29 protein-coding genes, 1 tRNA gene and 1 pseudogene are annotated in these 24,636 nt (G+C 62.8%); 15 read left to right on the plus strand and 16 right to left on the minus strand.

The window, feature by feature from the left end; all coding sequences use genetic code 11:
- The first annotated feature begins 208 nt into the window (after positions 1 to 208).
- On the plus strand, positions 209 to 496 hold the full coding sequence (locus A9K66_RS02395; RefSeq protein WP_245307357.1) for a hypothetical protein: 288 nt from the start codon (positions 209 to 211) through the stop codon (positions 494 to 496).
- A gap of 355 nt (positions 497 to 851) precedes the next feature.
- Here A9K66_RS02395 and A9K66_RS02400 read toward each other — a convergent pair whose 3' ends face one another.
- The 4 genes from A9K66_RS02400 to A9K66_RS02415 all read right to left on the minus strand — a co-directional run bounded on the left by A9K66_RS02400 (position 852) and on the right by A9K66_RS02415 (position 2,408).
- Positions 852 to 1,334, minus strand: coding sequence for a pyridoxamine 5'-phosphate oxidase family protein (locus tag A9K66_RS02400; protein WP_067319308.1), 483 nt, complete (start codon positions 1,332 to 1,334; stop codon positions 852 to 854).
- A 120-nt stretch (positions 1,335 to 1,454) separates the two neighbouring features.
- A tRNA-Glu gene (locus A9K66_RS02405) sits at positions 1,455 to 1,529 on the minus strand.
- A gap of 85 nt (positions 1,530 to 1,614) precedes the next feature.
- Positions 1,615 to 2,028: a VOC family protein gene (locus tag A9K66_RS02410; RefSeq protein WP_067002062.1), complete on the minus strand. Its 414-nt coding sequence runs from the start codon at positions 2,026 to 2,028 to the stop codon at positions 1,615 to 1,617.
- A complete protein-coding gene (locus A9K66_RS02415; RefSeq protein WP_067002059.1) occupies positions 2,025 to 2,408 on the minus strand; it encodes a fimbrial protein in 384 nt (127 codons plus the stop codon). Before A9K66_RS02415 ends, A9K66_RS02410 begins: the two co-directional genes overlap by 4 nt.
- A gap of 114 nt (positions 2,409 to 2,522) precedes the next feature.
- On the opposite strand from A9K66_RS02415, the gene A9K66_RS02420 reads away from it, so the two are divergent.
- The 3 genes from A9K66_RS02420 to A9K66_RS02430 all read left to right on the plus strand — a co-directional run bounded on the left by A9K66_RS02420 (position 2,523) and on the right by A9K66_RS02430 (position 5,198).
- Entirely contained in the window at positions 2,523 to 3,515 is a 993-nt protein-coding gene (locus A9K66_RS02420) for an RluA family pseudouridine synthase (RefSeq protein ID WP_245307358.1), read from the plus strand.
- Positions 3,516 to 3,724: 209 nt separating this feature from the next.
- Positions 3,725 to 4,636 (plus strand): RNA polymerase sigma factor RpoH, encoded by a 912-nt coding sequence (gene rpoH / locus A9K66_RS02425; RefSeq protein ID WP_067002056.1) that lies wholly within the window; start codon positions 3,725 to 3,727, stop codon positions 4,634 to 4,636.
- Between the two features lie 109 nt (positions 4,637 to 4,745).
- Positions 4,746 to 5,198, plus strand: coding sequence for a hypothetical protein (locus tag A9K66_RS02430; protein WP_197507431.1), 453 nt, complete (start codon positions 4,746 to 4,748; stop codon positions 5,196 to 5,198).
- Positions 5,199 to 5,493: 295 nt separating this feature from the next.
- On the opposite strand, the gene A9K66_RS02435 is transcribed toward A9K66_RS02430, so the two are convergent.
- The 3 genes from A9K66_RS02435 to A9K66_RS02445 form a co-directional block, all read right to left on the minus strand.
- Positions 5,494 to 6,153 (minus strand): peroxiredoxin, encoded by a 660-nt coding sequence (locus A9K66_RS02435; RefSeq protein WP_067319311.1) that lies wholly within the window; start codon positions 6,151 to 6,153, stop codon positions 5,494 to 5,496.
- Between the two features lie 191 nt (positions 6,154 to 6,344).
- Positions 6,345 to 6,710 (minus strand): cell division protein ZapA, encoded by a 366-nt coding sequence (locus A9K66_RS02440; protein WP_067002048.1) that lies wholly within the window; start codon positions 6,708 to 6,710, stop codon positions 6,345 to 6,347.
- 4 nt (positions 6,711 to 6,714) lie between these two features.
- Complete coding sequence (locus tag A9K66_RS02445; RefSeq protein WP_040973690.1) at positions 6,715 to 6,987, minus strand: DUF4164 domain-containing protein; 273 nt, start codon at positions 6,985 to 6,987, stop codon at positions 6,715 to 6,717.
- Positions 6,988 to 7,247: 260 nt separating this feature from the next.
- On the opposite strand from A9K66_RS02445, the gene tkt reads away from it, so the two are divergent.
- The 5 genes from tkt (at position 7,248) to A9K66_RS02470 (ending at position 14,964) form a co-directional block, all read left to right on the plus strand.
- Positions 7,248 to 9,239, plus strand: a complete 1,992-nt coding sequence (gene tkt, locus A9K66_RS02450) for a transketolase (RefSeq protein ID WP_067319313.1) — start codon at positions 7,248 to 7,250, stop codon at positions 9,237 to 9,239.
- Between the two features lie 207 nt (positions 9,240 to 9,446).
- Positions 9,447 to 10,457, plus strand: coding sequence for a type I glyceraldehyde-3-phosphate dehydrogenase (gap, locus tag A9K66_RS02455; protein ID WP_067319315.1), 1,011 nt, complete (start codon positions 9,447 to 9,449; stop codon positions 10,455 to 10,457).
- 168 nt (positions 10,458 to 10,625) lie between these two features.
- Positions 10,626 to 12,515 carry a potassium/proton antiporter gene (locus A9K66_RS02460; RefSeq protein WP_067319317.1) on the plus strand — a complete coding sequence of 630 codons (1,890 nt, stop codon included), beginning with the start codon at positions 10,626 to 10,628 and terminating at the stop codon, positions 12,513 to 12,515.
- A 102-nt stretch (positions 12,516 to 12,617) separates the two neighbouring features.
- Positions 12,618 to 13,814, plus strand: a complete 1,197-nt coding sequence (locus A9K66_RS02465; protein WP_067319319.1) for a phosphoglycerate kinase — start codon at positions 12,618 to 12,620, stop codon at positions 13,812 to 13,814.
- Positions 13,815 to 13,938: 124 nt separating this feature from the next.
- Positions 13,939 to 14,964 carry a class I fructose-bisphosphate aldolase gene (locus A9K66_RS02470; protein ID WP_067319320.1) on the plus strand — a complete coding sequence of 342 codons (1,026 nt, stop codon included), beginning with the start codon at positions 13,939 to 13,941 and terminating at the stop codon, positions 14,962 to 14,964.
- Between the two features lie 239 nt (positions 14,965 to 15,203).
- Here the strand turns inward: A9K66_RS02470 and A9K66_RS02475 are convergent, their stop codons facing one another.
- Entirely contained in the window at positions 15,204 to 15,383 is a 180-nt protein-coding gene (locus A9K66_RS02475) for a hypothetical protein (protein WP_067319322.1), read from the minus strand.
- Between the two features lie 185 nt (positions 15,384 to 15,568).
- Here A9K66_RS02475 and A9K66_RS29015 point away from each other — a divergent pair, with 185 nt between their 5' ends.
- Both A9K66_RS29015 and A9K66_RS02480 read left to right on the plus strand, forming a co-directional pair.
- The gene (locus A9K66_RS29015) at positions 15,569 to 15,733 is read left to right on the plus strand and encodes a hypothetical protein (RefSeq protein ID WP_082953649.1); all 165 of its coding nucleotides are present in this window, start codon (positions 15,569 to 15,571) and stop codon (positions 15,731 to 15,733) included.
- A gap of 222 nt (positions 15,734 to 15,955) precedes the next feature.
- On the plus strand, positions 15,956 to 16,675 hold the full coding sequence (locus tag A9K66_RS02480; RefSeq protein ID WP_059189944.1) for a YafY family protein: 720 nt from the start codon (positions 15,956 to 15,958) through the stop codon (positions 16,673 to 16,675).
- A gap of 65 nt (positions 16,676 to 16,740) precedes the next feature.
- Here the strand turns inward: A9K66_RS02480 and A9K66_RS02485 are convergent, their stop codons facing one another.
- The 3 genes from A9K66_RS02485 to A9K66_RS02495 form a co-directional block, all read right to left on the minus strand.
- Complete coding sequence (locus tag A9K66_RS02485) at positions 16,741 to 17,442, minus strand: DUF1013 domain-containing protein (protein WP_067319324.1); 702 nt, start codon at positions 17,440 to 17,442, stop codon at positions 16,741 to 16,743.
- Between the two features lie 255 nt (positions 17,443 to 17,697).
- Positions 17,698 to 17,838 (minus strand): DUF1127 domain-containing protein, encoded by a 141-nt coding sequence (locus A9K66_RS02490; protein WP_067002031.1) that lies wholly within the window; start codon positions 17,836 to 17,838, stop codon positions 17,698 to 17,700.
- 281 nt (positions 17,839 to 18,119) lie between these two features.
- Positions 18,120 to 19,130 (minus strand): NAD(P)H-quinone oxidoreductase, encoded by a 1,011-nt coding sequence (locus A9K66_RS02495; RefSeq protein ID WP_067319684.1) that lies wholly within the window; start codon positions 19,128 to 19,130, stop codon positions 18,120 to 18,122.
- Positions 19,131 to 19,239: 109 nt separating this feature from the next.
- Between A9K66_RS02495 and A9K66_RS02500 the strand changes: the two genes are divergently transcribed.
- The 3 genes from A9K66_RS02500 to A9K66_RS02510 all read left to right on the plus strand — a co-directional run bounded on the left by A9K66_RS02500 (position 19,240) and on the right by A9K66_RS02510 (position 21,091).
- Positions 19,240 to 19,434 carry a DUF1192 domain-containing protein gene (locus A9K66_RS02500; protein ID WP_067002029.1) on the plus strand — a complete coding sequence of 65 codons (195 nt, stop codon included), beginning with the start codon at positions 19,240 to 19,242 and terminating at the stop codon, positions 19,432 to 19,434.
- Between the two features lie 102 nt (positions 19,435 to 19,536).
- Positions 19,537 to 20,784: an MFS transporter gene (locus A9K66_RS02505; protein WP_067002026.1), complete on the plus strand. Its 1,248-nt coding sequence runs from the start codon at positions 19,537 to 19,539 to the stop codon at positions 20,782 to 20,784.
- Positions 20,785 to 20,815: 31 nt separating this feature from the next.
- Positions 20,816 to 21,091, plus strand: coding sequence for a metalloregulator ArsR/SmtB family transcription factor (locus A9K66_RS02510; protein WP_067319326.1), 276 nt, complete (start codon positions 20,816 to 20,818; stop codon positions 21,089 to 21,091).
- 24 nt (positions 21,092 to 21,115) lie between these two features.
- On the opposite strand, the gene A9K66_RS02515 is transcribed toward A9K66_RS02510, so the two are convergent.
- The 4 genes and pseudogenes from A9K66_RS02515 to A9K66_RS02530 all read right to left on the minus strand — a co-directional run bounded on the left by A9K66_RS02515 (position 21,116) and on the right by A9K66_RS02530 (position 23,505).
- The gene (locus tag A9K66_RS02515) at positions 21,116 to 21,580 is read right to left on the minus strand and encodes an SRPBCC family protein (protein ID WP_067319328.1); all 465 of its coding nucleotides are present in this window, start codon (positions 21,578 to 21,580) and stop codon (positions 21,116 to 21,118) included.
- An 11-nt stretch (positions 21,581 to 21,591) separates the two neighbouring features.
- On the minus strand, positions 21,592 to 21,927 hold the full coding sequence (locus A9K66_RS02520; protein ID WP_067319330.1) for a metalloregulator ArsR/SmtB family transcription factor: 336 nt from the start codon (positions 21,925 to 21,927) through the stop codon (positions 21,592 to 21,594).
- 6 nt (positions 21,928 to 21,933) lie between these two features.
- A complete protein-coding gene (locus A9K66_RS02525; RefSeq protein WP_067319331.1) occupies positions 21,934 to 22,590 on the minus strand; it encodes a glutathione S-transferase family protein in 657 nt (218 codons plus the stop codon).
- A 91-nt stretch (positions 22,591 to 22,681) separates the two neighbouring features.
- Positions 22,682 to 23,505: pseudogene (locus tag A9K66_RS02530) on the minus strand (alpha/beta hydrolase).
- Positions 23,506 to 23,602: 97 nt separating this feature from the next.
- Here A9K66_RS02530 and A9K66_RS02535 point away from each other — a divergent pair.
- A complete protein-coding gene (locus tag A9K66_RS02535) occupies positions 23,603 to 24,124 on the plus strand; it encodes a helix-turn-helix domain-containing protein (RefSeq protein ID WP_067319333.1) in 522 nt (173 codons plus the stop codon).
- 34 nt (positions 24,125 to 24,158) lie between these two features.
- On the opposite strand, the gene A9K66_RS02540 is transcribed toward A9K66_RS02535, so the two are convergent.
- Positions 24,159 to 24,560, minus strand: coding sequence for a hypothetical protein (locus A9K66_RS02540; RefSeq protein WP_067319335.1), 402 nt, complete (start codon positions 24,558 to 24,560; stop codon positions 24,159 to 24,161).
- Between the last annotated feature and the right edge of the window lie 76 nt (positions 24,561 to 24,636).

Consider the following 24,636-nt stretch of genomic DNA (forward strand, 5'->3'; position numbering starts at 1 on the left):
AAGCGCGATAGATGCACGTCGTGAAGCTCCTGAACGCTTTGAAGAAGTTCGGAATTCAAGCGCCTTGGTGGTGGGCAATTCGAGGCGTTGTAGTTCGGCTGGGAAACAAAGAAGCGTTAGCCTGCAAGGTGGAGGCCACTGAACAGGCGGGGGCTAATCCGTCTTTGCGCCTACGGCAGATAGATGAGCCGCTTCTCCAATCGATACGATGAATCCCATCATTGCCCGATGCTACTTTGAGGAGGCAACCGGTTTTGCAGCCCTGGCAGCTAGTAGGCTTGAGGGGTTGGATATGAGCAGAACGACTCTCGTTGCGATTGCTTTCCTCGTCATCAGCATCGGCCCGACCGAAGCCAATGGCCATAAAGTTTTGCCGGTTTGCACCGCGTCGAGCTCACTGTCCGAGGTCTTGCATGGCAAGTGTTTTCTCGTCAAAGGCTCGATGATCTATGGCGACATCGCCGATCTTTCCCAGATAATCCAATTGGGATGGTAGCCAAGGCCGAATCGGTGGCTAGACGCTATCGCATGACTGAGCCACGCCGTTTCTTACCGGGAAATAGCGCAGCGCCTTCCTCTCATGGGACAGCGGGGAAACAGGGGCTTCAAAGCCCAGGGGCAAAAAGCGGCGCTCCGATAACGTCGAGTATAACGCCAGGCGCGCGCCAGTGGCGGATTCGTGCGCCTATCTTCCATCCCGGCGCGTAACGCATTGCCGCCGCAAACTGGCGCGGTTCATTCTGGTCGCGAGCCCATAGAGTGGATGCGTGGTTGCATTCCAGGCTGGAGGCCTTTGCCGCATCAACCGAGAAGCAGAAATTACGCGGCCGACAGCCTGTCGCGACCGGCCCCTAAAGGTCGACCTTGGCGACATTATGCTTGTATTCCTGCTTCGGGTCATATCCGAGCAGCATCTTGATGCCCGAAACCACGCTCGACGCATCGAGCCAGATTTCGGCTCGGTCCGGATCGAAGCGCAACAGCGTGAGTTTCGGATCGTCTTTGCCGCCCTCGAACCATGCTTCGACATAGGGGTTCCAGAGCCGATCGATCACAGCCCGATCATTGTCGACGCGAAGCTTGCCCTGCACCGTTGCGAAGAGGTCATGTCCCTTGGAGACGAACGTGGCCGTTGCCTGGTCGCCGCCGGAAAGGCCCATCGGAAGCTCCGTGTCTTTCGCCGTGAAAAACCAGATCGGACCGGTATCGTCCTTCTCCAGTTGTGCCGTCATGGGCCGAGGGATGATGTTGGAGCCGTCGAGGCCGATCATCATCGTCATGTCCGATTTCAGTGCTTTCCAGAATTTCGCTTCGAGCTCAGCGGGTGTCGGCATGTCTCATCCTTTCACTGAAAGAAAGGCAAACGGCCGACGGTGCTGTGTGTTCCTTCGCGCATTGCCTGGCTAAGGCTTCTCGATCGCTATTCGACGCGGCAGCTAAATTATTGGAATCAATGGTACGCCCAAGGGGAATCGAACCCCTGTTCCCGCCGTGAGAGGGCGGTGTCCTGACCGCTAGACGATGGGCGCGCTCAAGAACCGGCTACATAGGATGAAGGCCGGAAAAAAGCAACTGGGGTTTCGGACTGTTCGCGGACTTTGCGGACTGCCCTCGTCAACCCTGCCGTTTCGGCTCGATCAGATCCCAGAGATTGCCGTAGAGATCGGCAAACACCGCCACCGTGCCATAGGGCTCGAAGCGCGGCGCCTCGCGGAATTCGACGCCCCTGCCAAGCATCGCCTGATGGTCGCGGGCGAAGTCGTCCGTTTCGAGAAAAAGAAACACCCGGCCGCCGGTCTGGTCACCGATGCGGCTTGCCTGCCTCTCGCCGGAGGCTGCCGCCAAGAGCAGCCGCGCGCCCTGCCTGTTTGCCGGCGTGACCGTCACCCAGCGCTTGCCGCCGCCGAGGTCGACGTCCTCGCTCAACACAAAGCCAAGCCGCTCGACATACCAGGCTATCGCCTCGTCATAGTTTTCGACGACGAGCGCCACGGTCGCAATGCTGCGGTTATCGGCAAAGCCGCTCATTTGTTGCGAATCGCGAACTGGCCGATCACGCGGCGCTCGGCAATGTCGTAGAGAAAGATGGAACGGCTGCCGTCGGCGAGCTCGGCATCGATCGACAGGCGGTTGCCGGACAGTGCCTGGCTGACGACCTTGGCGCCGACCGGCAGCACGATATCGCCGGAGAGGGGCGCGCCGGCCGGAGCCTGGACATCGCCGGCATGCACCGATCCGGCGCCGGGCGCATTGCGGGCTTTGTAGACAAGGGCTCCGATCACCACCATAAGGGCGAGGAACAGAAGACCGAGATTGACGATCATGAAGCGGATGAGCTTCCGGCGCACTTTTTCGGCCGCAGGGTCGAGCGGCTTCTCCTCATCTTCTTCGGCGATCGGCCGGGCCATGACTAAACAATCCGCAACGGTTTCGATGAGCGCTCATAGCGAAGAGACCTCGATTTTGATAGGGCCCCGATTTTGAGACAGGATGAATTGCCGGGCGATGAGTTGGATGGAAAGGTGGAGCTGGAAGCCGGCGCCGATGCCGCAGGCAAGCGCCTCGACCAGTGGCTCACCGCCCAGCTCGGCCCGGAGATCTCACGCAGCCGCGTGCAGGCCCTCATCAAGCAGGGTGCGGTTACGATCGCCGGCAAGCCGGTCGAGGAGGCAAAGCGCAAGATGGCGCCGGGCGAGCGTGTCGCGGTCATCATGCCGGAGCCGGAGCCTGCCGAGCCGCAAGGCGAGGCCATTCCTCTCGACATCCTTTACGAGGACGACGAGCTGATCGTCGTCAACAAGCCGGCGGGGCTGGTTGTGCATCCCGGCGCCGGCAACTGGACCGGCACACTGGTCAACGCGCTGATCCATCATTGCGGCGACAGTCTTTCCGGCATCGGCGGCGTCAGGCGACCGGGCATCGTCCACCGGCTGGACAAGGAAACCAGCGGCGTCATGGTGGTGGCCAAGACCGACCGCGCCCACAAGGCACTGTCTGAGGCCTTCGCCGATCATGGCCGGACGGGCGACCTCGAACGCGCCTATCTGGCGCTGGTCTGGGGCATTCCGCAGCGGCCGACCGGCACCGTCGAGGCCGCGCTCGGCCGCGCCGCCGATCGGGTACGGCGCGCGGTGGTTCCCGAAGACCGGGACGACGCCCGGCATGCCGTTACCCATTTCACCGTCGTCGAGCGTTTCGGCGGGCGGCAGAAGGAATTCACCACCGCAAGTCTGATCGAATGCCGCCTCGAGACCGGCCGGACGCACCAGATCAGGGTGCATATGGCGCATATCGGTCATCCCGTGGTCGGCGATCCGGAGTACGGCCAGGCCTTCCGCACGAAGGCCAACCGGCTGCCGGAACCGCTGAAAGGCGAGGTCAAGGCATTTTCCAGACAGGCGCTCCATGCCTGGCTCCTTGAATTCCGACACCCGACTTCCCATCTACCGATGCGGTTCGAGGCGCCGATGCCGAGGGACATGGAGGAACTTGTCGGCGGCTTTCGAATGCTCTGAACTGCCATCAAGACGCTTCAAACAGCCATCAAAAAACCTGACTGGCGTTGTTCACTTCAGCGTGACACACTGTTTCGTGTTGAACAAATGCCTGTCCTTTCTGGTTTTGTTCCTATATACAGCAGTTGCCGCGAGTGAGCCGATTGGCATTCGCGTCACATGCCCGCCGCGTTACGGGGGCATCACTCCAATAGAGAGGGGGCGCTATCATGGCCCAGTCACTACCCAGTATCGTTTCCGGTGAAGGCGGTCTCGCCCGCTACCTGGAAGAAATCCGTCGCTTTCCGATGCTTCAGCCCCAGGAAGAGTACATGCTCGCCAAGCGTTATGCCGAGCATCAGGACACTTCCGCCGCGCACAAGCTCGTCACCAGCCATTTGCGGCTCGTCGCCAAGATCGCCATGGGCTATCGCGGCTACGGCCTGCCGATCGGCGAGGTGATCTCGGAAGGCAATGTCGGCCTCATGCAGGCTGTCAAGAAATTCGAACCGGAGCGCGGCTTCCGGCTCGCCACCTACGCTATGTGGTGGATCAAGGCCTCGATCCAGGAATACATCCTGCGCTCGTGGAGCCTGGTCAAGATGGGCACCACCGCCAACCAGAAGCGCCTGTTCTTCAACCTGCGCAAGGTGAAGGGCCGGATCCAGGCGCTCGACGACGGCGACCTCAAGCCCGACCAGATTGCCGAGATCGCCACGCGTCTCAACGTTTCCGAGGCCGAAGTGGTGTCGATGAACCGTCGCCTGTCGGGCGACGCTTCGCTCAACGCCCCGATCAGGGCGAGCGAAGGTGAGTCCGGTGAATGGCAGGACTGGCTGGTCGACGATCACGAAAGCCAGGAAGAGATGCTGATCGAGCAGGACGAGCTGGAAAACCGGCGCTCGATGCTGTCGGGCGCGCTGTCGGTGCTCAACGACCGCGAGCGGCGCATCTTCGAGGCGCGTCGTCTGGCCGAAGAGCCGCTGACGCTGGAAGAGCTGTCGGCCGAGTTCGACATCAGCCGCGAGCGCGTGCGCCAGATCGAGGTGCGCGCCTTCGAGAAGGTGCAGGACGCGGTCAAGGCCGCGGCCAAGCGTCAAAACCAGGCGCTGCGCACCATCGAAGCGCAGCCGGCGGCGTAAAAGCTCGAGGCATTACGCAAAGACAAAACGGCGGCGCCAGCGTCTGGCGCCGCCGTTTTTTAACGTTGCAACACCTGCGATTTGGCAAGCTTCGCAAAGGCAGATGCAAATGTCTTCCCGCCAAGACAAGAAGAGAATTTGGCACGTTTGCGAGTTGCACCGCCAAAGCCTTGGCAAATGTTGCTATCCGTATTACGACAGGTATCGGCGTAGGAAATTTAGCGCTCTGAACGAGCAGACACATGTGCAGAGCGATGCGTCAATGAAAAATGTTCAGTTAATCGATGGCGCCGACAACACCGCGTACAATATCTATGCAGTTTCAGATGAAGATTTTGAGTTAATTTTTCCGAATGGTCAGGATATCGAGTTCATTGAGGATTTCTTTAAGCGCGTTGGGAGCAAAAGGGCGAAGCAGGTTCAAGAAAGTTTAAGTAGAGGTTTACAAAGAAAAACCGAAGTTAATGGTATACACGGAACACTGTTCTATCAGCTAAAACGGCAGAAGAAGCGCTATTACCCAAACAAAAAGTTTTCAGACGACCCTTCATCGACGCGTTGATCGTACGCGAGCAGTCAGAATTGGTATATTAACTCGTCGACCTCCGGCTTCGCACTTTTGCGGTCCGACAATACGTTCCAACGCCTGCGATTGGCGAAGGCGGCGAAACAAGCCCTTTCTCCCCGTCACGATACGGGGAGAAATGTCCGGCAGGACAATGAGGGGCAGCGCCGACGCTGCAAGGTTGATTGCTCAGCAAAAATCTCCGAGCAGCTTGGCGCTCATCTATCGAACGCCGCGCCGCCCCTCATCCGCCTTTCGGGCACCTTCTCCGCAGCACGGGGAGAAGGAAAGCTCACGCTGAAGGCTGCTTGGTCTTGCGCAGATACGGCAACACCGTCTCGTAGGCGCCGAAGCGCTTGATCGCGTCCTCGTTGGAGACGGCGGCGGTGATGATCACGTCCTCGCCCTGCTTCCAGTTTGCCGGCGTCGCCACCTGGTGCTTGGCCGTCAGCTGGATGGAATCGATGACGCGCAGGATCTCATCGAAGTTGCGGCCGGTGGTCATCGGATAGGTCAGCACCAGCTTGATCTTCTTGTCCGGGCCGATGACGTAGACCGAGCGCACCGTGGCGTTGTCGGCCGGCGTGCGCCCTTCAGAGCTCTCGCCGGCGCCCGCCGGCAGCATCTCGTAAAGCTTGGCGACGGCGAGATCCTTGTCGCCGATCAGCGGATAGTTCACCGTCTGGCCGGTAGCTGTCTTGATGTCGGCCTGCCATTTGTCGTGGCTCGACACCGGATCGACGGAAATGCCGATGATCTTGACGTTTCGCTTTTTGAATTCGCCCTCGAGCCCGGCCATCGTGCCGAGCTCGGTCGTGCAAACCGGCGTGAAGTTCTTCGGATGGCTGAAGAGCACTGCCCAGCCGTCACCGATCCATTGATGGAAATTGATCGTCCCTTGCGTAGTCTCGGCCGTGAAATCCGGCGCGATATCGTTGATACGAAGGCTCATCGCGTGCTCCCTACCCTGTGACATGGCGCCGGCCTGGGGCTAACCCCATCGGCGCGTGTCAGCTTCTATACCGCCGGAAGGAACGGTTCAAAAGGCTTGTGTCTGCAAGCGTGATCGGAACGATGGAAAAATTTCTGCTTTTCCTGGAAAAGACAGCAGAATTTCCATAGCGGACGCAGGGGATTGGCGGCTTAAGCCTTCTTCACCGCCAGCGTCGTCGCAAGGTCTTCCATGCGCTGCGCAAGTGCCGCGAGCGCGGTCGTCAGCACGCTGTCGCTCTTGTCGGCCTTGGTCAGCGCCTCGTCGCGCGTCTTGCGCAGCGTCAGCACCTCGCTCTCCATGCCCTTGACCCGCTTGTTGAGCTCCGAAAGCTCATCCATCACCATGATGCCGGCCATGACGGTCAGCCGCTGGTCGCCGATCTCGCCGAACGAATCCTTCAAATGCATGACATACCGGTCGAAGCGCTCGGCGAGGTCGATCAGATGCTCTTCTTGGCCCTCGTCGCAAGCCATCCGGTACTGCTTGCCGTCGATAGAAACGGTGACCTGTGCCATTGGCTTACCTGTCCAGTACCGCGCGAATGGTTTCCATGGCGGTCACCAGCCGGCGCGACACTTCCTTGTTGGCATCTTCCAGCCGTTCGGCGCGGGCCTCGGAATTGTCGAGCTCCTGCGCCAGCCGCGAGCGGTCGGCGTTCATGCGCTGCACCTCGGCCTCGGCCTCGGAATAGTCGCGCTCATGCTCGAGCCGCGCCGCCACGGCGTTTTCCAGTCCCTCCATGGCTTTGCCGAGCCTGGCGATGACTTCCTTGAGGGTCGTTTCCCCGGTCATGGCCTTCGTCCTATGCCCTGCCCGTCACCGAATCGCTCGCGTTCAGAACGCGTTATCTCGGAAAGATTAGGCGCCGGGTGAAGCGCGCGTCAATAAAGCTCTCGCGACTGTCCCCCGCTAACGCTAATGTAGCGTCGCCGGCGCCTTCACAAGGCCGGCAAAAAAGCACCGATTTGTTGACTCAAAGGCCGCGCCTGCTATGTGTCGCGCACCCTTTCCACGGGCTCTCCCAAAGCTCCAACCCCTATTCCGGAGGAAGCATGACCTCGCGTGAACAACATGATCGGATGGCCAATGCGATCCGTTTTCTTTCCATGGACGCCGTCGAGAAGGCCAATTCCGGCCACCCCGGCCTGCCCATGGGCTGCGCCGACATCGCTACGGTGCTGTTCACCCGCTTCCTGAAATTCGACGCCAAGGTCCCGCACTGGGCAGACCGCGACCGTTTCATCCTGTCGGCCGGCCACGGCTCGATGCTGCTCTATTCGCTCCTGTACCTCACCGGCTACGAGGACATGACGATCGACCAGATTAAGAATTTCCGCCAACTCGGATCTAGGACCGCCGGCCATCCCGAATACGGCCATGCCGCCGGCATCGAGACCACCACCGGTCCGCTCGGCCAGGGCCTCGCCAACTCGGTCGGCTTCGCGCTTGGCGAGCGCATCATGAATGCCGCCTTCGGCAACGACCTTGTCGACCACTACACCTATGTGCTGGCCGGTGACGGCTGCTTGATGGAAGGCGTCTCCCAGGAAGCCATCGCGCTCGCCGGCCATCTCAAGCTCAACAAGCTGATCGTCTTCTGGGACAACAACAACATCTCGATCGACGGCCCGGTCTCGCTCGCCGACAACACCGACCAGGTCGCCCGCTTCCAGGCCAGCGGCTGGAACGCCAGCCACATCGACGGCACCGATCCGGAAGCCATCGCCTATGCCATCGAAGCCGCCCGCCATTCCGACAAGCCGACGATGATCGCCTGCAAGACGACCATCGGCTTCGGCGCCCCGACCAAGGCCGGCACCAACAAGGCGCATGGCTCGCCGCTCGGCGCCGACGAAATCGCCGGCGCCCGCAAATTCTTCAACTGGGAATCGCCGTCCTTCGAGATTCCTGCCGACATCCTCGACGCCTGGCGCGGCGTCGGCACCGCCGGCGCCAAGGCGCGCGCCGATTGGGAAGGCCGCCTTGCCAAGGCCGACGCCAAGCTGAAGGGCGAATTCGAGCGCCGCCTCGCCGGCAAGCTGCCGGACAATTTCGACGCCGTCATCGCCGAGTACAAGAAGAAGCTCTCGGCCGACAAGCCGAAGGTGGCCACCCGTAAGTCCTCGGAAATGGCGCTGGAAGTGATCAACGGCGCTGTTCCCGAAACCATCGGCGGCTCGGCCGACCTCACCGGCTCCAACAACACCAAGACCAGCCAGACCAAGAACATCACTCCGGACGACTACGGCCAGCGCTATGTTCATTACGGCATCCGCGAGCACGGCATGGCGGCGGCCATCAACGGGTTGACGCTGCATGGCGGCCTGATCGCCTATGGCGGCACCTTCTTGTGTTTCTCCGACTATGCCCGGCCCTCGATGCGCCTTGCCTCGCTGATGGGCATCCGCTCGATCTTCGTCATGACCCATGACTCGATCGGCCTCGGCGAGGACGGCCCGACCCACCAGCCGGTCGAGCATCTGGCGGCACTGCGCGCCATTCCGAACCACAACGTCTTCCGCCCGGCCGACGCGGTCGAGACGGCGGAATGTTGGCAGCTGGCGTTGGAGTCCGAAAAGACGCCTTCGACGCTCGCGCTGACCCGCCAGAACCTGCCGACCGTGCGCAGCGAACACAGCGAGAAGAACCTCAGCGCCTCGGGCGCTTATGAGCTTGCCGCGGCAAACGGCGAGGCGGCCGTGACGATCTTCGCCACGGGCTCGGAGGTCGAGGTCGCCCTCGGCGCCCGCGAGTTGCTCGAAAAACACGGCCATCCGACCCGCGTCGTATCGGTGCCCTGCTTCGAGCTGTTCGACCAGCAGGACGAGAACTATCGCAGGAAGACCATCGGCAACGCCAAGGTGAAGGTCGCTATCGAGGCCGGCATCCGCCAGGGCTGGGACCACCTGATCGGTATCGACGGCATCTTCGTCGGCATGACCGGCTTCGGCGCCTCCGGCTCGATCGAGCAGCTCTATCCGCATTTCGGCATCACCGCCGAGGCCGCGGCGAAGGCCGTGGAAGCGCGCCTGCACGGCAAGTGAGCCATCGCATGTCGCTCAAAAGCGCGCAGCGATCTCGAGCGGCATGCATAAAAAGCAACGCCCCGTCCGGCGAAGCCCATTCAAAGGATGTCGCGGACTTGACCAACCTAATCGATTTAAATTCCGGCTTCTGCGGCTGGATTCTTTGCACGCCCGCCGCTATGAAGCAGCGGACCCATCCACTTTCCAGTCCCCAGGGAGAGAAACATGACCGTCAGAGTTGCCATCAACGGATTTGGCCGCATCGGCCGCAACATCCTGCGCGCCATTCATGAATCCGGCCGCAAGGACATCGACGTCGTCGCCGTCAACGACCTCGGGCCGGTAGAGACCAACGCGCATCTGCTCCGCTACGACAGCGTGCATGGCCGCTTCCCGCATGAAGTGACGGTCGACGGCGACCAGATCTCCGTCGGCAAGGAGAAGTTCAAGGTCACCGCCATCAAGGATCCGACCCAGCTGCCCTGGAAAGATCTCGGCATCGACATCGCGCTCGAATGCACCGGTATCTTCACTGCGCGCGACAAGGCTGCCGCGCATCTGACCGCCGGCGCCAAGCGCGTCATCGTCTCGGCCCCGGCCGAAGGCGCCGATCTCACGGTCGTCTACGGCATCAACCACGACAAGCTGACCAAGGACCACGTCGTCATCTCCAACGCGTCCTGCACCACCAACTGCCTGGCCCCGCTTGCCGCCGTGCTGCACGAGACCGTCGGCATCGAGAAGGGCATGATGACGACGATCCATTCCTACACCGGCGACCAGCCGACGCTGGACACCATGCACAAGGACCTTTACCGGGCCCGCGCCGCGGCGCTGTCGCAGATCCCGACCTCGACCGGTGCCGCCAAGGCGATCGGTCTGGTGCTGCCCGACCTCAGGGGCAAGCTCGACGGCATCTCCATCCGCGTGCCGACCCCGAACGTCTCGGTCGTCGATTTCAAATTCATCGCGAAGCGCTCGACCACCGCGCAGGAGATCAACGAAGCGCTGATCGCCGCCTCCAAGGGCAAGCTGAAGGGCGTGCTCTCGGTCACCCATCACCCGAACGTCTCGATCGATTTCAACCACGATCCGCACTCCTCGATCGCGGCGCTCGACCAGACCAAGGTCATGGACGGCAACTTCGTCTCGGTACTCTCCTGGTACGACAACGAATGGGGCTTCTCGAACCGCATGGGCGACACGGCTGTCGCCTTCGGCAAGACCATCGCCTGACCTCAGGCTTCCTTTTTGATCGTGTGAAACGCCCGGCTTCGGCCGGGCGTTTTTCGTTCGACGCAGCGGCATGGGGCAAAAAAGCCACGCTGCCGCCTTGCACTGGTCATGTCTTCGCCCCACTCTGCCGTAAAGCGGGAGGGACGCGGATTTGAGGGGCAATTCCGGATGGAGCATGCGATCTATCTCGTGACGCTGGTCGGCACAGCGCTTGTTGTCGCCGCCGCCTTTTCGAGCCTGATCGCCTTTCGCTTCGGCGCACCCCTGCTGCTCCTCTTCCTCTGCATTGGCCTTGCCACCGGCGTCGACGGCCTTGGCATCGAATTCGACAATGCGCGGCTGGCTTATTTCGCCGGCTCGTTGGCTTTGGCCATTATCCTGTTCGATTCCGGTTTCGGCACGCCGCTCAACGCCTTGCGCCAGGCGGCCGGGCCGGCGCTGTCGCTGGCCACCGTCGGCGTCCTCCTGACCACCGGCATCTTCGGCGTCGCCGCCTACTACCTCCTCAATCTCAGCTGGCTGGAATCCTCGCTGCTCGGCGCCGCCGTCGCTTCGACCGACGCAGCGGCGGTGTTCTTCCTACTGCGCGCCGGGGAGATCCATTTGCGCGAGCGCGTTCGCTCGACGCTCGAGGTTGAATCCGGCACCAATGATCCGATCGCCATCTTCCTCACCATCTCTTTGGTCGAGATCATCGCCGCGCATGCCAACCCCGAGGCAAACGTTCTCGCCACCAGTTTGGTGATCGGCTTCGTCATCAACATGGGACTCGGCGCCATCATCGGCGTGCTCGGCGGCTTGGCGATCGTGCGCCTCGTCGAGCGACTGAACCTTGACCATGGCCTGCTGCCGATCTTCGTGCTGACGCTGTCGCTGATGGTGTTCGCCGCGGCCGGCGCCGTCGGCGGCTCGGGCTTCCTTGCGGTGTATCTCGCCGGCCTCGTCGCCGGCAATTCCGACATTCGCGCCGTCACCATCCTGAAGCGCTTCCAGGACGGCATGTCGTGGCTCGCGCAGATCATCATGTTTTTGATCCTCGGCCTGTTTGCCACGCCCTCGCAGTTCCCTGCGATCCTGCTGCCGGCGATCCTGCTCGGGCTGTTCCTGATCTTCGTGGCGCGGCCCTTGGCCGTCTGGCTCTGCCTGATGCCGTTCCGCCTGCCGCGTCCGGAGGTCGCTTTCGTCTCTTGGGTTGGGTTGCGAGGCGCCGTTTCGATCCTGCTTGCCATCACGCCACTGCTCGGCGGCCTCGCCAACGGTCGCCTCATCTTCAATGTCGCCTTCATCATCGTGCTGGTCTCGCTGGTGGTGCAAGGTTGGACCGTCGGTCCGCTGGCGCGCCGCCTCGGCCTCATCGTGCCGGCAAGGCTTGGACCTCTCGACAAGGTCGAGCTCGAGCTGCCGGGCTCGGCTCACCACGAGCTGCTCGCCTATCGCGTCGCTCCCGGTAGTCCGGTGGCGCGCGGCGAACGCATCCCGCGCTGGGCGAGGCCTTCGCTGGTGCTGCGCGATGGCCGCTCCATGCGGTTCCAGGACATGGGCCGGCTCGCCGCCGGCGATCAGGTCTACATCTTCGTGCCGGACCGCTATCCGCGCTTGCTCGACAAGCTCTTCGCCAGCCGCGCCGTCGTCGACCCCGAGGATGCCGACTTCTTTGGCGCCTTTGCCGTCGATCCGGCCCGCTCCGCCGCCGAGCTCGAAGCCGCCTATGGGCCCGGCCTCACCGAGGCCGAACAGAAGCTCACCGTCGCGGCGCTGGTCACCGAGCGGCTCGGCGGCCAGGCCGAATATGCCGACCGCGTGATGATCGGCCCGATCGAGCTGATCGTACGCGATGTCGACGAGAAGGGCCGGATCACCGGGCTTGGCCTGTCCTTCGAGCCGACCGCGCCGGTGGCGCGCGTGCCGGTTTTCCTGAGCGCCGGCGAGATCGCCGACCGCATCGCCGCCTTTATCCGCGGCTGGCGCAAACCAGCGCCAAGCAAGGTTCCTCAAAGCGAGCCGGACGAAATGACGACGTCCAAGCCCATAGCGCCAAAATCAGCCAGCGAGAGCTGACGTCACACAACGACATCATTTTTGCACGCGCTGTGCGGCCCAGGCCTTGCATCGTGCCCGGTGGCGGGTAAGGTCGCCGCGTTTTTGGCGGAAAGGACGACCATGGCCGGCTTCAAGACACTCGACGATATCGGCGCCGTTGGCGGCAAGCGCATCCTGGTGCGCGTCGACCTCAACGTTCCCGTCGCCGACGGCAAGGTGACGGACGCCACCCGCATCGAGCGCATCGCGCCGACCCTTTCCGAGCTCTCCGGCAAAGGCGCCAGGGTGATACTGCTCGCGCATTTCGGTCGTCCGAAGGACGGCCCGTCGGCCGAATTCTCGCTGGAGCCGATCGCTCGCGCCACGGCGGAAGTGCTCGGCCGCCCGGTCGGCTTCGCCTCCGACTGCATCGGCGACAAGGCCGCCGACGCGGTTGCCGCCATGAAGGATGGCGAGGTCCTGCTTTTGGAAAACACCCGCTTCCACAAGGCCGAGGAGAAGAACGATCAGGCCTTCACCGAAAAGCTCGCCGCCAATGGCGACATCTACGTCAACGACGCCTTTTCCGCCGCGCACCGCGCGCATGCGTCGACCGAAGGCCTGGCGCACCGCCTGCCGGCCTATGCCGGCCGCACCATGCAGGCCGAGCTCGACGCGTTGGAACAAGGTCTCGGCAATCCGGTGCGGCCCGTCGTGGCCATCGTCGGCGGCGCCAAGGTCTCGACCAAGATCGATCTTTTGATGAACCTGGTGAAGAAGGTCGACGCGCTGGTCATCGGCGGCGGCATGGCCAACACCTTCCTCGCCGCGCGGGGTACCGATGTCGGCAAATCGCTCTGCGAGCATGACCTGGCCTCCACCGCCAAGCAGATCATGATCGAGGCGGCCGAAGCCGGCTGCGCCATCATTCTGCCCGCCGACGGCGTCGTGGCGAAGGAATTCAAGGCGGGTGCCGCCAGCCAAACCGTCGCCATCTCCGACGTGCCCGCAGACGGCATGATCCTCGATGTCGGCGAGAAAACCGTGAAGAGCGTCACCGATTGGATCGACCGCGCTGCCACGCTGGTCTGGAACGGCCCGCTCGGTGCATTCGAGATCGAACCCTTCGACCGCGCCACGGTGGCTGCGGCAAAGCATGCGGCAGCCCGCACAAAGGAAGGCAAGCTGGTCTCGGTCGCCGGCGGCGGCGACACGGTAGCCGCGCTCAACCATGCCGGCGTCGCCGACGACTTCACCTATGTCTCCACCGCCGGCGGCGCCTTCCTCGAATGGATGGAAGGCAAGCCGCTGCCGGGCGTCGAGGTGCTGAAGCGCTGAGTCATTCAAGACTTTCCGAACGGACGCCGCTATCGAGACTTTCAATCGATTCGAGCTTTTCGGCGTCATTCCTTTGGCGGTAGTGTTCTGCTAGCGCGGAATAAACGCACCTTAGGAGAGCACCATGAGCGAACGTCTCGAAGACATTGCCGCCGCGATCGTGGCGGATGGCAAGGGCCTTTTGGCCGCCGATGAGAGCTCCGGCACCATCAAGAAGCGCTTCGACGTCATCGGCGTCGAATCGACCGCCGACAATCGGCGCGACTATCGCGAGATGATGTTCCGCGCCAAGGAGGCGATGACCAAGTATATTTCCGGCGTCATCCTCTATGACGAGACCATTCGCCAGAAGGCTGCCGACGGCACGCCGCTGGTCGACATCATCAAGGCCGCCGGCGCCATTCCGGGCATCAAGGTCGATGTCGGCGCCAAGCCTCTCGCCGGCTTTCCCGGCGACACCATCACCGAGGGTCTCGATGGCCTGCGCGAGCGGCTGGCGGACTACTATAAGCTCGGCGCCCGGTTCGCCAAATGGCGCGCGGTGATCGACATCGACACCGCCAAGGGCGTGCCGTCAGCCACCTCGATCGCCTCCAACGCGCATGCGCTGGCACGCTACGCCGCGCTCTGCCAGGAGGCAGGCATCGTGCCGATCGTCGAGCCGGAAGTGCTGATGGACGGCGCCCACTCGATCGACACCTGCTACGAGGTGAGCAAGGCGACCCTGCTGAAGCTCTATGGCGAGCTTTATGCCGCGCGCGTGGTCCTCGAAGGCACCATCCTCAAGCCGAACATGGTCATCTCCGGCAAGAAATCGGGCAAGAAGGACAGTCCCGAAGCGGTCGCCCAGAAGACGATCAAGCTGTTTCGCGAAGCCGTGCCTGTGGCGGTGCCCGGCATTGCCTTCCTGTCGGGCGGCCAGGACGACGAGGAAGCGACGGCCAACCTTAACGCCATCAATGTCATCGGCCCGCATCCGTGGAAGCTCTCCTTCTCCTACGGCCGCGCCCTGCAGGCGGCCGCGCAGAAGGCCTGGAGCGGCAAGGCGTCGAACGTCGCCACCGGCCAGGCTGCCTTCATCCATCGCGCCCACATGAATCATCTGGCGGCGCTCGGACAATGGCAGCCGGCGCTGGAAAAGGCCGCCTGATAGCAATGCATGTCGCCCAGAAGTGTGCAGCGGTTCTGGGGCAACGATATGCATCAATAACGGCTTGAAGCGCGTCGACGCGCTTTGAGCTTTCCCTAAAGCGCTGAAAACCCGGGCCAAGGCCCGGGTGCCAAGGCCCGGGTTTTGTTTTTGCCGGCCGCACTCCTAGCTGAGGCATCGAAACAGCGGGGGGCCAGCGCCGCCTTTCGCAGGCCGTCCCCACCTGATATCGACGTGCCTCAAGCCCAATGACCAAGCACGGCCGCCAGCGAGATTGCGGCCATTGCAAGCAGCGCCAGCTTCCAGAAATCGCTGCGGCGCTTCAGCCCCGGCCAGCCGAGCGGCTTGATGATTTGGATGAGCATGATGCCGATGATGACAAGGGCGAGCAGTTTCGTCATGCCGCCTTTGAGCAGCATCCTCGGCGGCTGTCAAAGCGGTTCTTGGGCGCTTTCGCCATCGTATCGCTCCTGACAAACAAAGGGGCGCCCTGGGACCGCGCTGATCGTTCTGGCGCCGGCTTCGGCTACCTCGCACCCCTGCTGACAGACTGCTGTCAGCAGGGGTGTGAGATACTCCTCTCGTCAAAAAGAGGAGCTCGGTCATGAACGGTTTTACCATCCTGCGTAGCGTGCAGCACTATGTCGGCAAGATCCGCACCGTGCGGAACGAGATCCGGACCCAGCGTTTCCTGAATACTTTGCCGGCGGACATTCGCAAGGACATCGGTTGGCCGGACCTTTATAACGGCCGCGTGCGTGAGAACTGAAATTTTTCGGCGCATGACTTGGATAGCGGCCATGCCGCGCCCAGATGTAATGTCGGTTGAAACGCTGGGTTTCAGGAAAGACGCCGTTGTCCGGTGGTGGAGTGGCTGCAGCCTCCTGACAGTATGTTGTCAGGAGGCCTGCGTTATTGAAGCAGCCTCGAACCTGCGGGAACCGGTTTTGGGACCGCGGCATGCGTAGAACCGAAGGCAAGGGGTCAAACGATGCGCCGCGCCGACAGGCTTTTCCAGATCGTGCAGCATCTGCGCGGAGGCAGACTGGTCACCGCGCAGAAGCTCGGGACGTGGCTCGAGGTGTCCGAGCGGACCATCTACCGCGATATAGCCGACTTGCAGTCGACCGGCGTGCCGATCGACGGCGAGGCGGGTGTCGGCTACATGATGAGGGAAGGTTTCGACCTTCCGCCGCTGATGTTCACGCGTGACGAGATCGTGGCGCTCGTTGCCGGCGCCCGCATGGTGCGCGCCTTTGGCGGCGCGGCGATGGCAAGGGCCGCCGACGAGGCGCTGGTCAAGATCGGCGCGGTGCTGCCCGACACGGAAAAGGATCGCATCGCCCGCACCGAGATCCACACGCCGATGTGGGTGGTGAGCGATGCCGCGCGCGAGGCGATCGACCTCATCGAGCGCGCCATCGAGAAGCGCCAGGTGCTCACCATCGACTACTCGGACGAAGCCGGGCGCGGCACGGCGCGCGACATCCGGCCCCTGGGCCTCTGGTTCTGGGGCAAGGTATGGACTCTGGTCGCCTGGTGCGAGATGCGCGACGATTTTCGCGCCTTCCGCATCGACCGCATCGCCTCGGTGGTGATTGCCGGGCGTATCTACAAGCCGGAGCGCGGCAAGCAGCTCGCCGACTTCTACCGCGCCGTGGAACGCAGCGAGGATTACGGCATGGCGCCCGATCGAGCGGCGCGGACCTGACCTCCCCAGGCACGGCCGACAAAAAAGCCCGCGCGAAGCGGGCTTTTTTGTCGGGCTGGGAGACCTTACTCCTCTTCCCCGTCTTCTTTCTTGTCCTTCGACTTCAGCGCCGAAAGCTTGGCGAACACGGCATTGGCGTCGAGCTCCTGATCCTCGTCCTTCGGCTTCTCCGGAGCCGGCGTCAGCCTTTCGGTCAGCGCCGCCGGCAGCAGCGTGTCGCCGGCGACCGGCTGTGCCTGCTCGCGGCCTCGCGAGGCGCGGTTGACTTCCATGTCGAGGTCGATCTGCGAGGTCAGGCCCAGCGTCACCGGATCCATCGGCTGCAGATTGGCCGAGTTCCAATGCCGGCGCTCCCGAATCTGCTCGATCGTCGACTTGGTCGTGCCGACCAGCCGCGCGATCTGCGCGTCCTTGAGCTCGGGATGATTGCGTACCAGCCAGAGAATGGCGTTCGGCCGGTCCTGGCGCTTCGACAGCGGCGTGTAGCGCGGGCCTTTGCGCTTCGATTCCGGCACCCGCACCTTGGGGTCCGAGAGTTTCAGCCGATGGTTCGGATCCTTCTCGCCGCGCGCGATCTCGTCGCGGGTGAGCTGGCCGGTCATGATCGGGTCCATGCCCTTGATGCCCTGAGCCGACTCGCCGTCCGCGATCGCCTTGACCTCCAGCGGATGCAGCCCGCAGAACTGCGCGATCTGCTCGAAGGAGAGCGCGGTGTTGTCGACCAGCCAGACGGCGGTGGCCTTGGGCATCAGCAGCGTATTGGCCATATCAAAAATCCTTCTCGTTCGCCCGCGTTCCCGCGCGGGCGGTGGTTTTAGAGCCACCAAAATGGGAAATTCGCGGCCTGTATAAACGCTCCGTCACGATTTCGCAATGTTTTTGGGAGGGGAGCAGCTGGGACCCAAAAAGACAAAACCCGCCGGACGGAGTCCAGCGGGTTCGGAACCGGAGACGAGCAAGCGTCTGAGACGGCTCTGGCTTCGAGACTACGGCCCAGCCTTGCGGCCGGGTCGTGCTTCAAATCAAAGAGCCTGGCGAGCGATACGCTCGATGTCGCCGCGGTTGATGCCGAGGTCGTTCAGCTGGCGGGCGTTCAGCTTGTTCAGCTCACGCACCGTCTCATTGTAGAGGCGCCAGTTGCGGAAAGCGCGGATCGGGTTCATTTCAGTCCTCCATTCACGGGATCAGTTGTTCGATGCCGCGTAAATAGGCACCCTTGCCTACGAATTGAACGGACTCTTTTGCATGGCGGCAATGCATTTTGTGCATTGCAGCATTAGGCCTTTGTTCAGTCTCTCGTCAGGGATCCGAACGCCCAGGATGCGTCGAGGATTCAGGTTAGGCCAAGCCCAAAACGGTTGGTCCGCAAACCGGAGCGGAACGTGAGCAGCGGAAGCGCAGGACACAATTGTTTGCAGGCCGGCCTCACCTATCGGGCGACATCCTAGCCGACGTCGAGGACGATCTTGCCGATATGCTCGCCCTCCTCCATCCGCTCATGCGCCCGCCAGGCCTCCGTCAGTGGGAAGATCATGTCCATGACCGGAGCGACCTTGCGGGTGCCGAGCAGCGGCCAGACCTGAGCCTCGAGCGCCGCCGCGATGGCTGCCTTGAATTCGACAGTGCGCGGCCGAAGCGTCGAGCCGGTATGGACAAGGCGCTTGACCATGAGCTTTGCGAAGTCGGTGCTGGCGACCGCACCGGCCTGTACGGCGATCTGGACGATGCGTCCTTCGACCGCCGCCGCATCGTAGTTGCGCGCCACATAGTCGCCGCCCACCATGTCGAGGATGACGTCGGCGCCCCGGCCGCCGGTTGCGTCCTTGACCTCGGCAACGAAGTCCTGCTGGCGATAATTGATCGCCCGGTCAGCGCCGAGCCTAAGACAGGCGTCGCACTTCTCCTTGCTGCCGGCGGTGGTGATGACATAGGCACCAAATGCCGAGGCGAGCTGTATGGCCGTCGTGCCGATGCCGGACGAGCCGCCATGGACAAGCACCGTCTCGCCTTTCTTCAGCCCGCCGCGCTCGAACACGTTGTGCCAGACGGTGAAGTAGTTCTCAGGCACGGCCGCGGCCTCGGAATAGGTAAAGCCCGCCGGGATCGGCAGCACGCTGCCGGCGTGGACCTTGACATATTCGGCATAGCCGCCGCCCGGCGTCAGCGCGCAGACCCGGTCGCCGGTGCGCCAGCGCGATATCTCGTCGCCGAGCGCCGCGATCTCACCGGCCGCCTCGAGCCCGGGCAGGTCCGAGGCGCCGGGCGGCGGCGGATAGGCGCCTTTGCGCTGCTGCACGTCGGGCCTGTTCACGCCGGCCGCGTGCACGCGGATGAGGACCTCGCCGGGGCCGGGCGTGGGCACGTCCCGCGTCTCCGGCTTCAGCACCCTGGGACCGCCAGGCTGCGAGATTGCGATCGCCGTCATCTTTGCCGGAATATGCTGTCCGCTTGCCATGAATTGTCCCGTTTCCTCATGCCGCTGGCCGGCTGTTTGCATCGGCATCCCTGCCCTATGTATGCTCATTACCAAATCAGGCAAATGGTGAAATCAGGGAGAAGCGACGATGGCGATCTTCGACGACGAACCCAGGAAGAAGCCCCGCCCACACGAGATCGGACAGGATCTGTCGCTGCTGTCTGTCGATGATTTGTCCGAGCGCATTGACCTGCTGCGCGAAGAGATCGCGAGGCTGGAAGCCGAGCGGGCCGCCAGGGGCGCCACCAAATCCGCCGCCGAGGCACTGTTTCGCCGCGGATAATCCTGGCTGCATGGCCAGCCGCCCCGGAAAAGCCTGAAAGCGACTGCCAGAGCTGCACCCTCAAACAGACCTGCGCTTCGAAATTACCAGCCGGATCAGCCTATGTTCGCAACCTACCGACCGATCCTCTCGCTGCTGCGCGGCACCGCGTTCCTGCTGGCGGCCTCCGGCCTGCATGGCCTGCTTTTGCCGCTGCGCGGCCAGCTTGAGGGGTTCTCGACCGCCTCGCTCGGCCTGATGGGCACGGCATGGGCGGGCGGCTTCGTCACTGGCTGTTTCTTCGCGCCGCGGCTGGTGCGCCGTGCCGGTCATGTCAGGGCGTTCGGCGCCTTCGCCGCCTCCGGCGCAATCATTGCGCTCCTCACCGGCCTCATCATCGACGAGTATTTCTGGATCCTGCTGCGCGCCTTCACCGGCTTCACCATGGCCGGCGCCTTCATGGTCATCGAAAGCTGGCTGAATGAGAAGGCCACCAACGAGAATCGCGGCACCGTCTTCGGCCTCTATATGATGGTCACCTATGCTTCGATCATGGGCGGCCAGATGATCGTCGCCGGCGGCGATGTGAAATCGGCCTCGCTGTTCATGATCACCGGCATCCTGTTCTGCCTGTCGCTCCTTCCGACTGCGGTGTCGACCCAGTCGCATCCGAAGCCGCTGCAGGATGTCAAGCTCGACGTCAAAGGCCTCTACGCCAATTCGCCGGTGTCGGCGGTTGCCTGCCTTCTGATCGGCATAGCCAATGGCGCCTGGGGCACGCTCGGCGCCGTCTATGGCGCCCGCATCGGCATCTCTACCGCCGAGATCGCGCTGATGATGAGCCTGGTGGTCATCGCCGGCGCGGCCATGCAGCTTCCCGCGGGCCGGCTATCCGACACCACGGACCGCCGTTTCGTGCTGGCGGGCGCAGCCTTCGGCGCGGCACTGTTTGCCGTGCTGGTCTTTCTGGTCGAGCCGCGTTCCGGCGTTTTCGTCATCTTGCTGACGGCCGCCTACGGCGCCTTCGCCTACACGCTCTATTCGATCGCCGTCGCGCATGCCAACGACCACGCGCGGGCGGAGGATTTCGTCAAGGTTTCCGGCGGCCTGCTGTTGCTCTATGGCTTCGGCACCATGATCGGACCGCTGCTGGCCGCCGCTTTGATGGGCTGGCTGCGCCCCGAAGCGCTCTTCCTTGCGACCGCGCTCGCGCATCTCTGCCTTGCCGGTTACACCCTGCTCCGCATCCGCGCCCGCGCGCCGGTTCCGATCGAGAACCGCGATGCCTTCAAGACGCAGCCGGCCGACCGCGCCGTCACGCCGGAAGCCTTGCGGCTCGACCCGCGCACAAAGGTTGAAACCGATGGTTGAGATTTGGGGAACTTTGCCCCACAAATGAGGCATGATGTTTTCCGACGCTTTCGTGGCGATAGCCGATCCCAACCGGCGCTATCTCTTGGAAGAGCTCCGGCGCGGTCCCAAGACGGTGAATGAGTTGGCCGCCGGTTTGCCGGTTTCGCGCCCGGCCGTTTCCCAGCATCTGAAAGTCCTGCTCGACGCCGGTCTGGTCAAAGCCAGGGCCGAGGGCACCAGACGCGTCTACGCCGTCAGCACCGCCGGCTTCCTCAGGCTGAATGTCTGGCTGGATCAGTTCTGGGAACTCTCCCCTGGAGAGTGACCGCTGGCCACCAGCCAGAGGCCCTCAGTTCGCTCCCTGCAGCGCCGCGCCAAGCGCGTCGAGCAGTTCGCCGGTGCCATGCTCGCGCGTGGCCGGCGAGTCGATGCCGTCGAAGAAGGCCCCTTGCTCCGTCAGGATCAGTCGCGTTCCCCTGCCTTCCGCGATGAGCTCGATCGTCGCCAGCGAAACCGAAACTCGGGTTTCGCCGAACAGCAGCTCATAGCTGTAGACGATGCGTTTGTTCGGCACGATGTCCTGGTAGACGGCGTTGAAGAAATGCGTCTGCCCGTCGCTCGGGCAGCCGGCATTCACCTCCTTGCCGCCGATGCGAAAGTCCATTTCATGCCGGCTCGGCATCGGGTTGTCGGGATCGAAGAACCAGCGCTTCTTGGCCGCCGGATCGCTGAGCGCGAAATAGACCTTTTCGGGCGGCGCCGGATAGAGGCGTTCGATGACGAAGGTGGAATGGACGACGGATCGTTCGGTCATGACGGGCCCCTTCAGGTTTGGTCGGTGATGTCCGTGAGAAAATCGCCGAGCCGGTCGAGCCGGCGTTCCCAGGCCAGTCGCCGCTCGTTGATCCAATGCTCGGCTGCCCGCAATGCGTTTGGCTCGATCCGGCAGGTTCGCACCCGGCCAAGCTTCTCGGTGCTCACCAACCCGCTCGTCTCAAGAACGGCGAGATGCTGGACGACGGCCGACAGCGACATTGCCAGCGGCTCGGCGAGCTGACTGACCGATGCCGGTCCGCGCGACAGACGTTCCACCATATGGCGCCGGGCGGGATCGGCAAGCGCCTGGAACATCAGATCGAGCTGGGCGGGATCATGCAGCATCGAGGCTTAGCCATTGTTGTAGGGGAAGAACTTGAAATAGGGCTGCGCCTCCTCGATCACGCGGGCGAAGCTCGGCCGTTCGAGCAGACGGTCGTGATAGCGTTTCACGGCGGGAAATTTGTCGCCGAACGGCTCGACCTTGTTGGCGTAAAACAGCGCCGGCGAGGCGGCGCAGTCGGCCAAAGTGAAGTGGTCGCCGACCGCCCACGTTTTTGACTGCATCTCCCGTTCGATGATGGCGTAGGAATTGCGCAGCTGCTCGCGCGCCTGCTCGACTCCGAACGGATCGGTCTTGTCCTTTGGCCGCAGCCGGTCGCCGACGATCTTCTGCATCGGCTCCTGCACGTAGAAGTCGTAGAAGCGGTCTGCCTGGCGCACCGTGATGGCGAGGTCGACGTCGGCGGGAATGAGCTCGACCGGCCCGGGATAATAGGCGGTGAGATATTCGATTACGATGGTCGATTCCATAACCGTGCGGCCCCGCGCGTCATCGCGCAGGGCCGGCATCTTGCCCGTCGGCGAAACCTTCAGGAAAGCCGCGCGCGACGGCGCATCGCCGAGATCGACGATCACCGGCGCAAACCGCGTGTTGTTTTCGTAGACCGCGATCAGCGGCTTCCAGCAGAAGGACGCGAGCGGATGGAAATACAGCGTCAGGGACATTTTTTCTCCTGTCGGCGGAGGTCGAGGCAATACTGAAGTGATCACTTAACTATTTTCGCAGACCGCTGGTGTCAATCCTAATCCCGCCGGGCTAGCCAAATGCGGCGATTGCTTCGACGATGTGCGGCCAATCGTTGCGGTGCAGTTCGTGGCCGCCGCCTTCGATCCGCACCAGCCTGCCGCCGGCAACCGCGCCGCGAGCGCCTCGCCGTGCTCGATCGGGAAGAGCGGATCGGTAGTGCCGTGGATGACGAGCAGCGGCACGGTCAAATCCCTTATTCGCCGCTCCGGGCCGCTGCTCTTCAGCAGGAAGTGGTTGGTGGCGCTGGCGAGACCGCCGGACCGATCGTAGTCCTCCTCGATCATCGCACGTGTCCGTTCGCTGTCGCACGAATGCAGGGTGCTGGCGATTGCGCGAGCGTCCCTGACCATGAAGTCGATCACCTGTTGCCGGTTCGACCAATCGACATCGGCACCTTCGGCGGAATGCTCTCGGTAGGCCTCGCTCGTCCCCGGCAAACCGGACGTATCGACACCGAGCGGTGAGCTGGAGACCACGGTGAGCGCGCTGACCCGTTCGGGATATTTCAGCGCCACGATCTGCGCGATCATCCCGCCCATCGACATGCCGACGACCTGCGCCTTGGCGATATTGTGATCGTCGAGCACACGGACGGCATCATCGACCATGTCCTCGAACCCGTAAGGCGGCGCGCCCGGCGTGTACTTGGTCGAGAGACCAGTGTCGCGATTGTCGTAGCGGATGACGAAACCGCCGCGCTCGGCAAGCGCCCGGCAAAAGGCTTCCGGCCACCAGAGCATCGAGGCCATGGCGCCCATGATCAGAAGGATCGCCGGGTCGGCCGGGTCGCCGAAGCTTTCCGAATGGATCTCAGGGCGAGGCAAGACGGTCATCCTTCCCTCCTCTATCTCTCAATCTGCTTGCATATTGCAATCAGTTGCACGATAAGCAGGCTGATATCATAGTGCAACCGGTTTTTTGGAGACTGGCATGAACACCGAGCACCGCTCCGGCTGCCCGATCAATCTGTCGCTGGAAGTTTTCGGCGACCGCTGGAGCCTGATCATCCTGCGCGACATTATCTTCGGCGCCAGGCGTCATTTTCGGGAATTGCTCAACGGCTCGATCGAAGGCATTGCCTCCAACATCCTGGCCGATCGCCTGAAGCGGCTGATGGAGCTCGGCCTCCTGACCAAGGCGGACGATCCCAGCCACAAGCAGAAGGCGATCTACAGCCTGACCGAGATGGCAATCACCCTTGTGCCGATCATGGCGCATCTCGGCGCCTGGGGCCGCGTCTGGCTGCCGGTCAGCGAGGAGCTGTCGATCCGAGCCGAACTGCTCGAAAAAGGCGGCCCGCCGTTGTGGGATCGGTTCATGGACGAATTGCGCCACGAACATCTTGGAGCGCCGGTGAAGACGCCGCCCGGCACGCCGACCGTGCGCCGGCAGTTGCAGACCGCCTATGAGGCGGTTGTCGCCCGTAAGCCTCAGGCCGCCGCCGCGGGTTGACGGCGTTTTGGACCCCGGGTCGCCGGGTGCAATCCTAGTTTAAGTTGATATCCCGGCTTGCCGACCGCATCGACACGGAGAAGCCGGCCAGCACATCGAACAGCGCGATGATCATCAACGTGAAGAACACGGAATGCGCGGCGCCCTTCACCAGCAGGAACTCGACCAGGAAGGCGATGAAGACCAGCGTCGACAACAGATGATCCAGGATCGACGCATTGGTGGTGCGCACCGATTTCGATATCTCGACGAAGAGGAAGATCAGCCCGATTAGCACCATCAGGTCGCCGAGCGTCATCGAGAAGACGCCGCCTGACATCATCCGGAACGAGAACATTTCGATCGTCCACGGATCGTCGCCGCCGCCGAACAGGCCGAGCAGTCCGAGGTTGTAGAGGACGAAGGGCACGATCAGCAGCGGGATGGCACCGAACATCTGGGCGTCTCCAATGAGGCACCCTTTTGTAAAAGGCGCGGCGGGCACGCCGTCAAGGCTTTTCGGCGATGGCGCC

Source organism: Mesorhizobium sp. AA23 (assembly GCF_001672435.1).
In the GTDB taxonomy this organism is placed as follows: Bacteria; Pseudomonadota; Alphaproteobacteria; order Rhizobiales; family Rhizobiaceae; genus Mesorhizobium.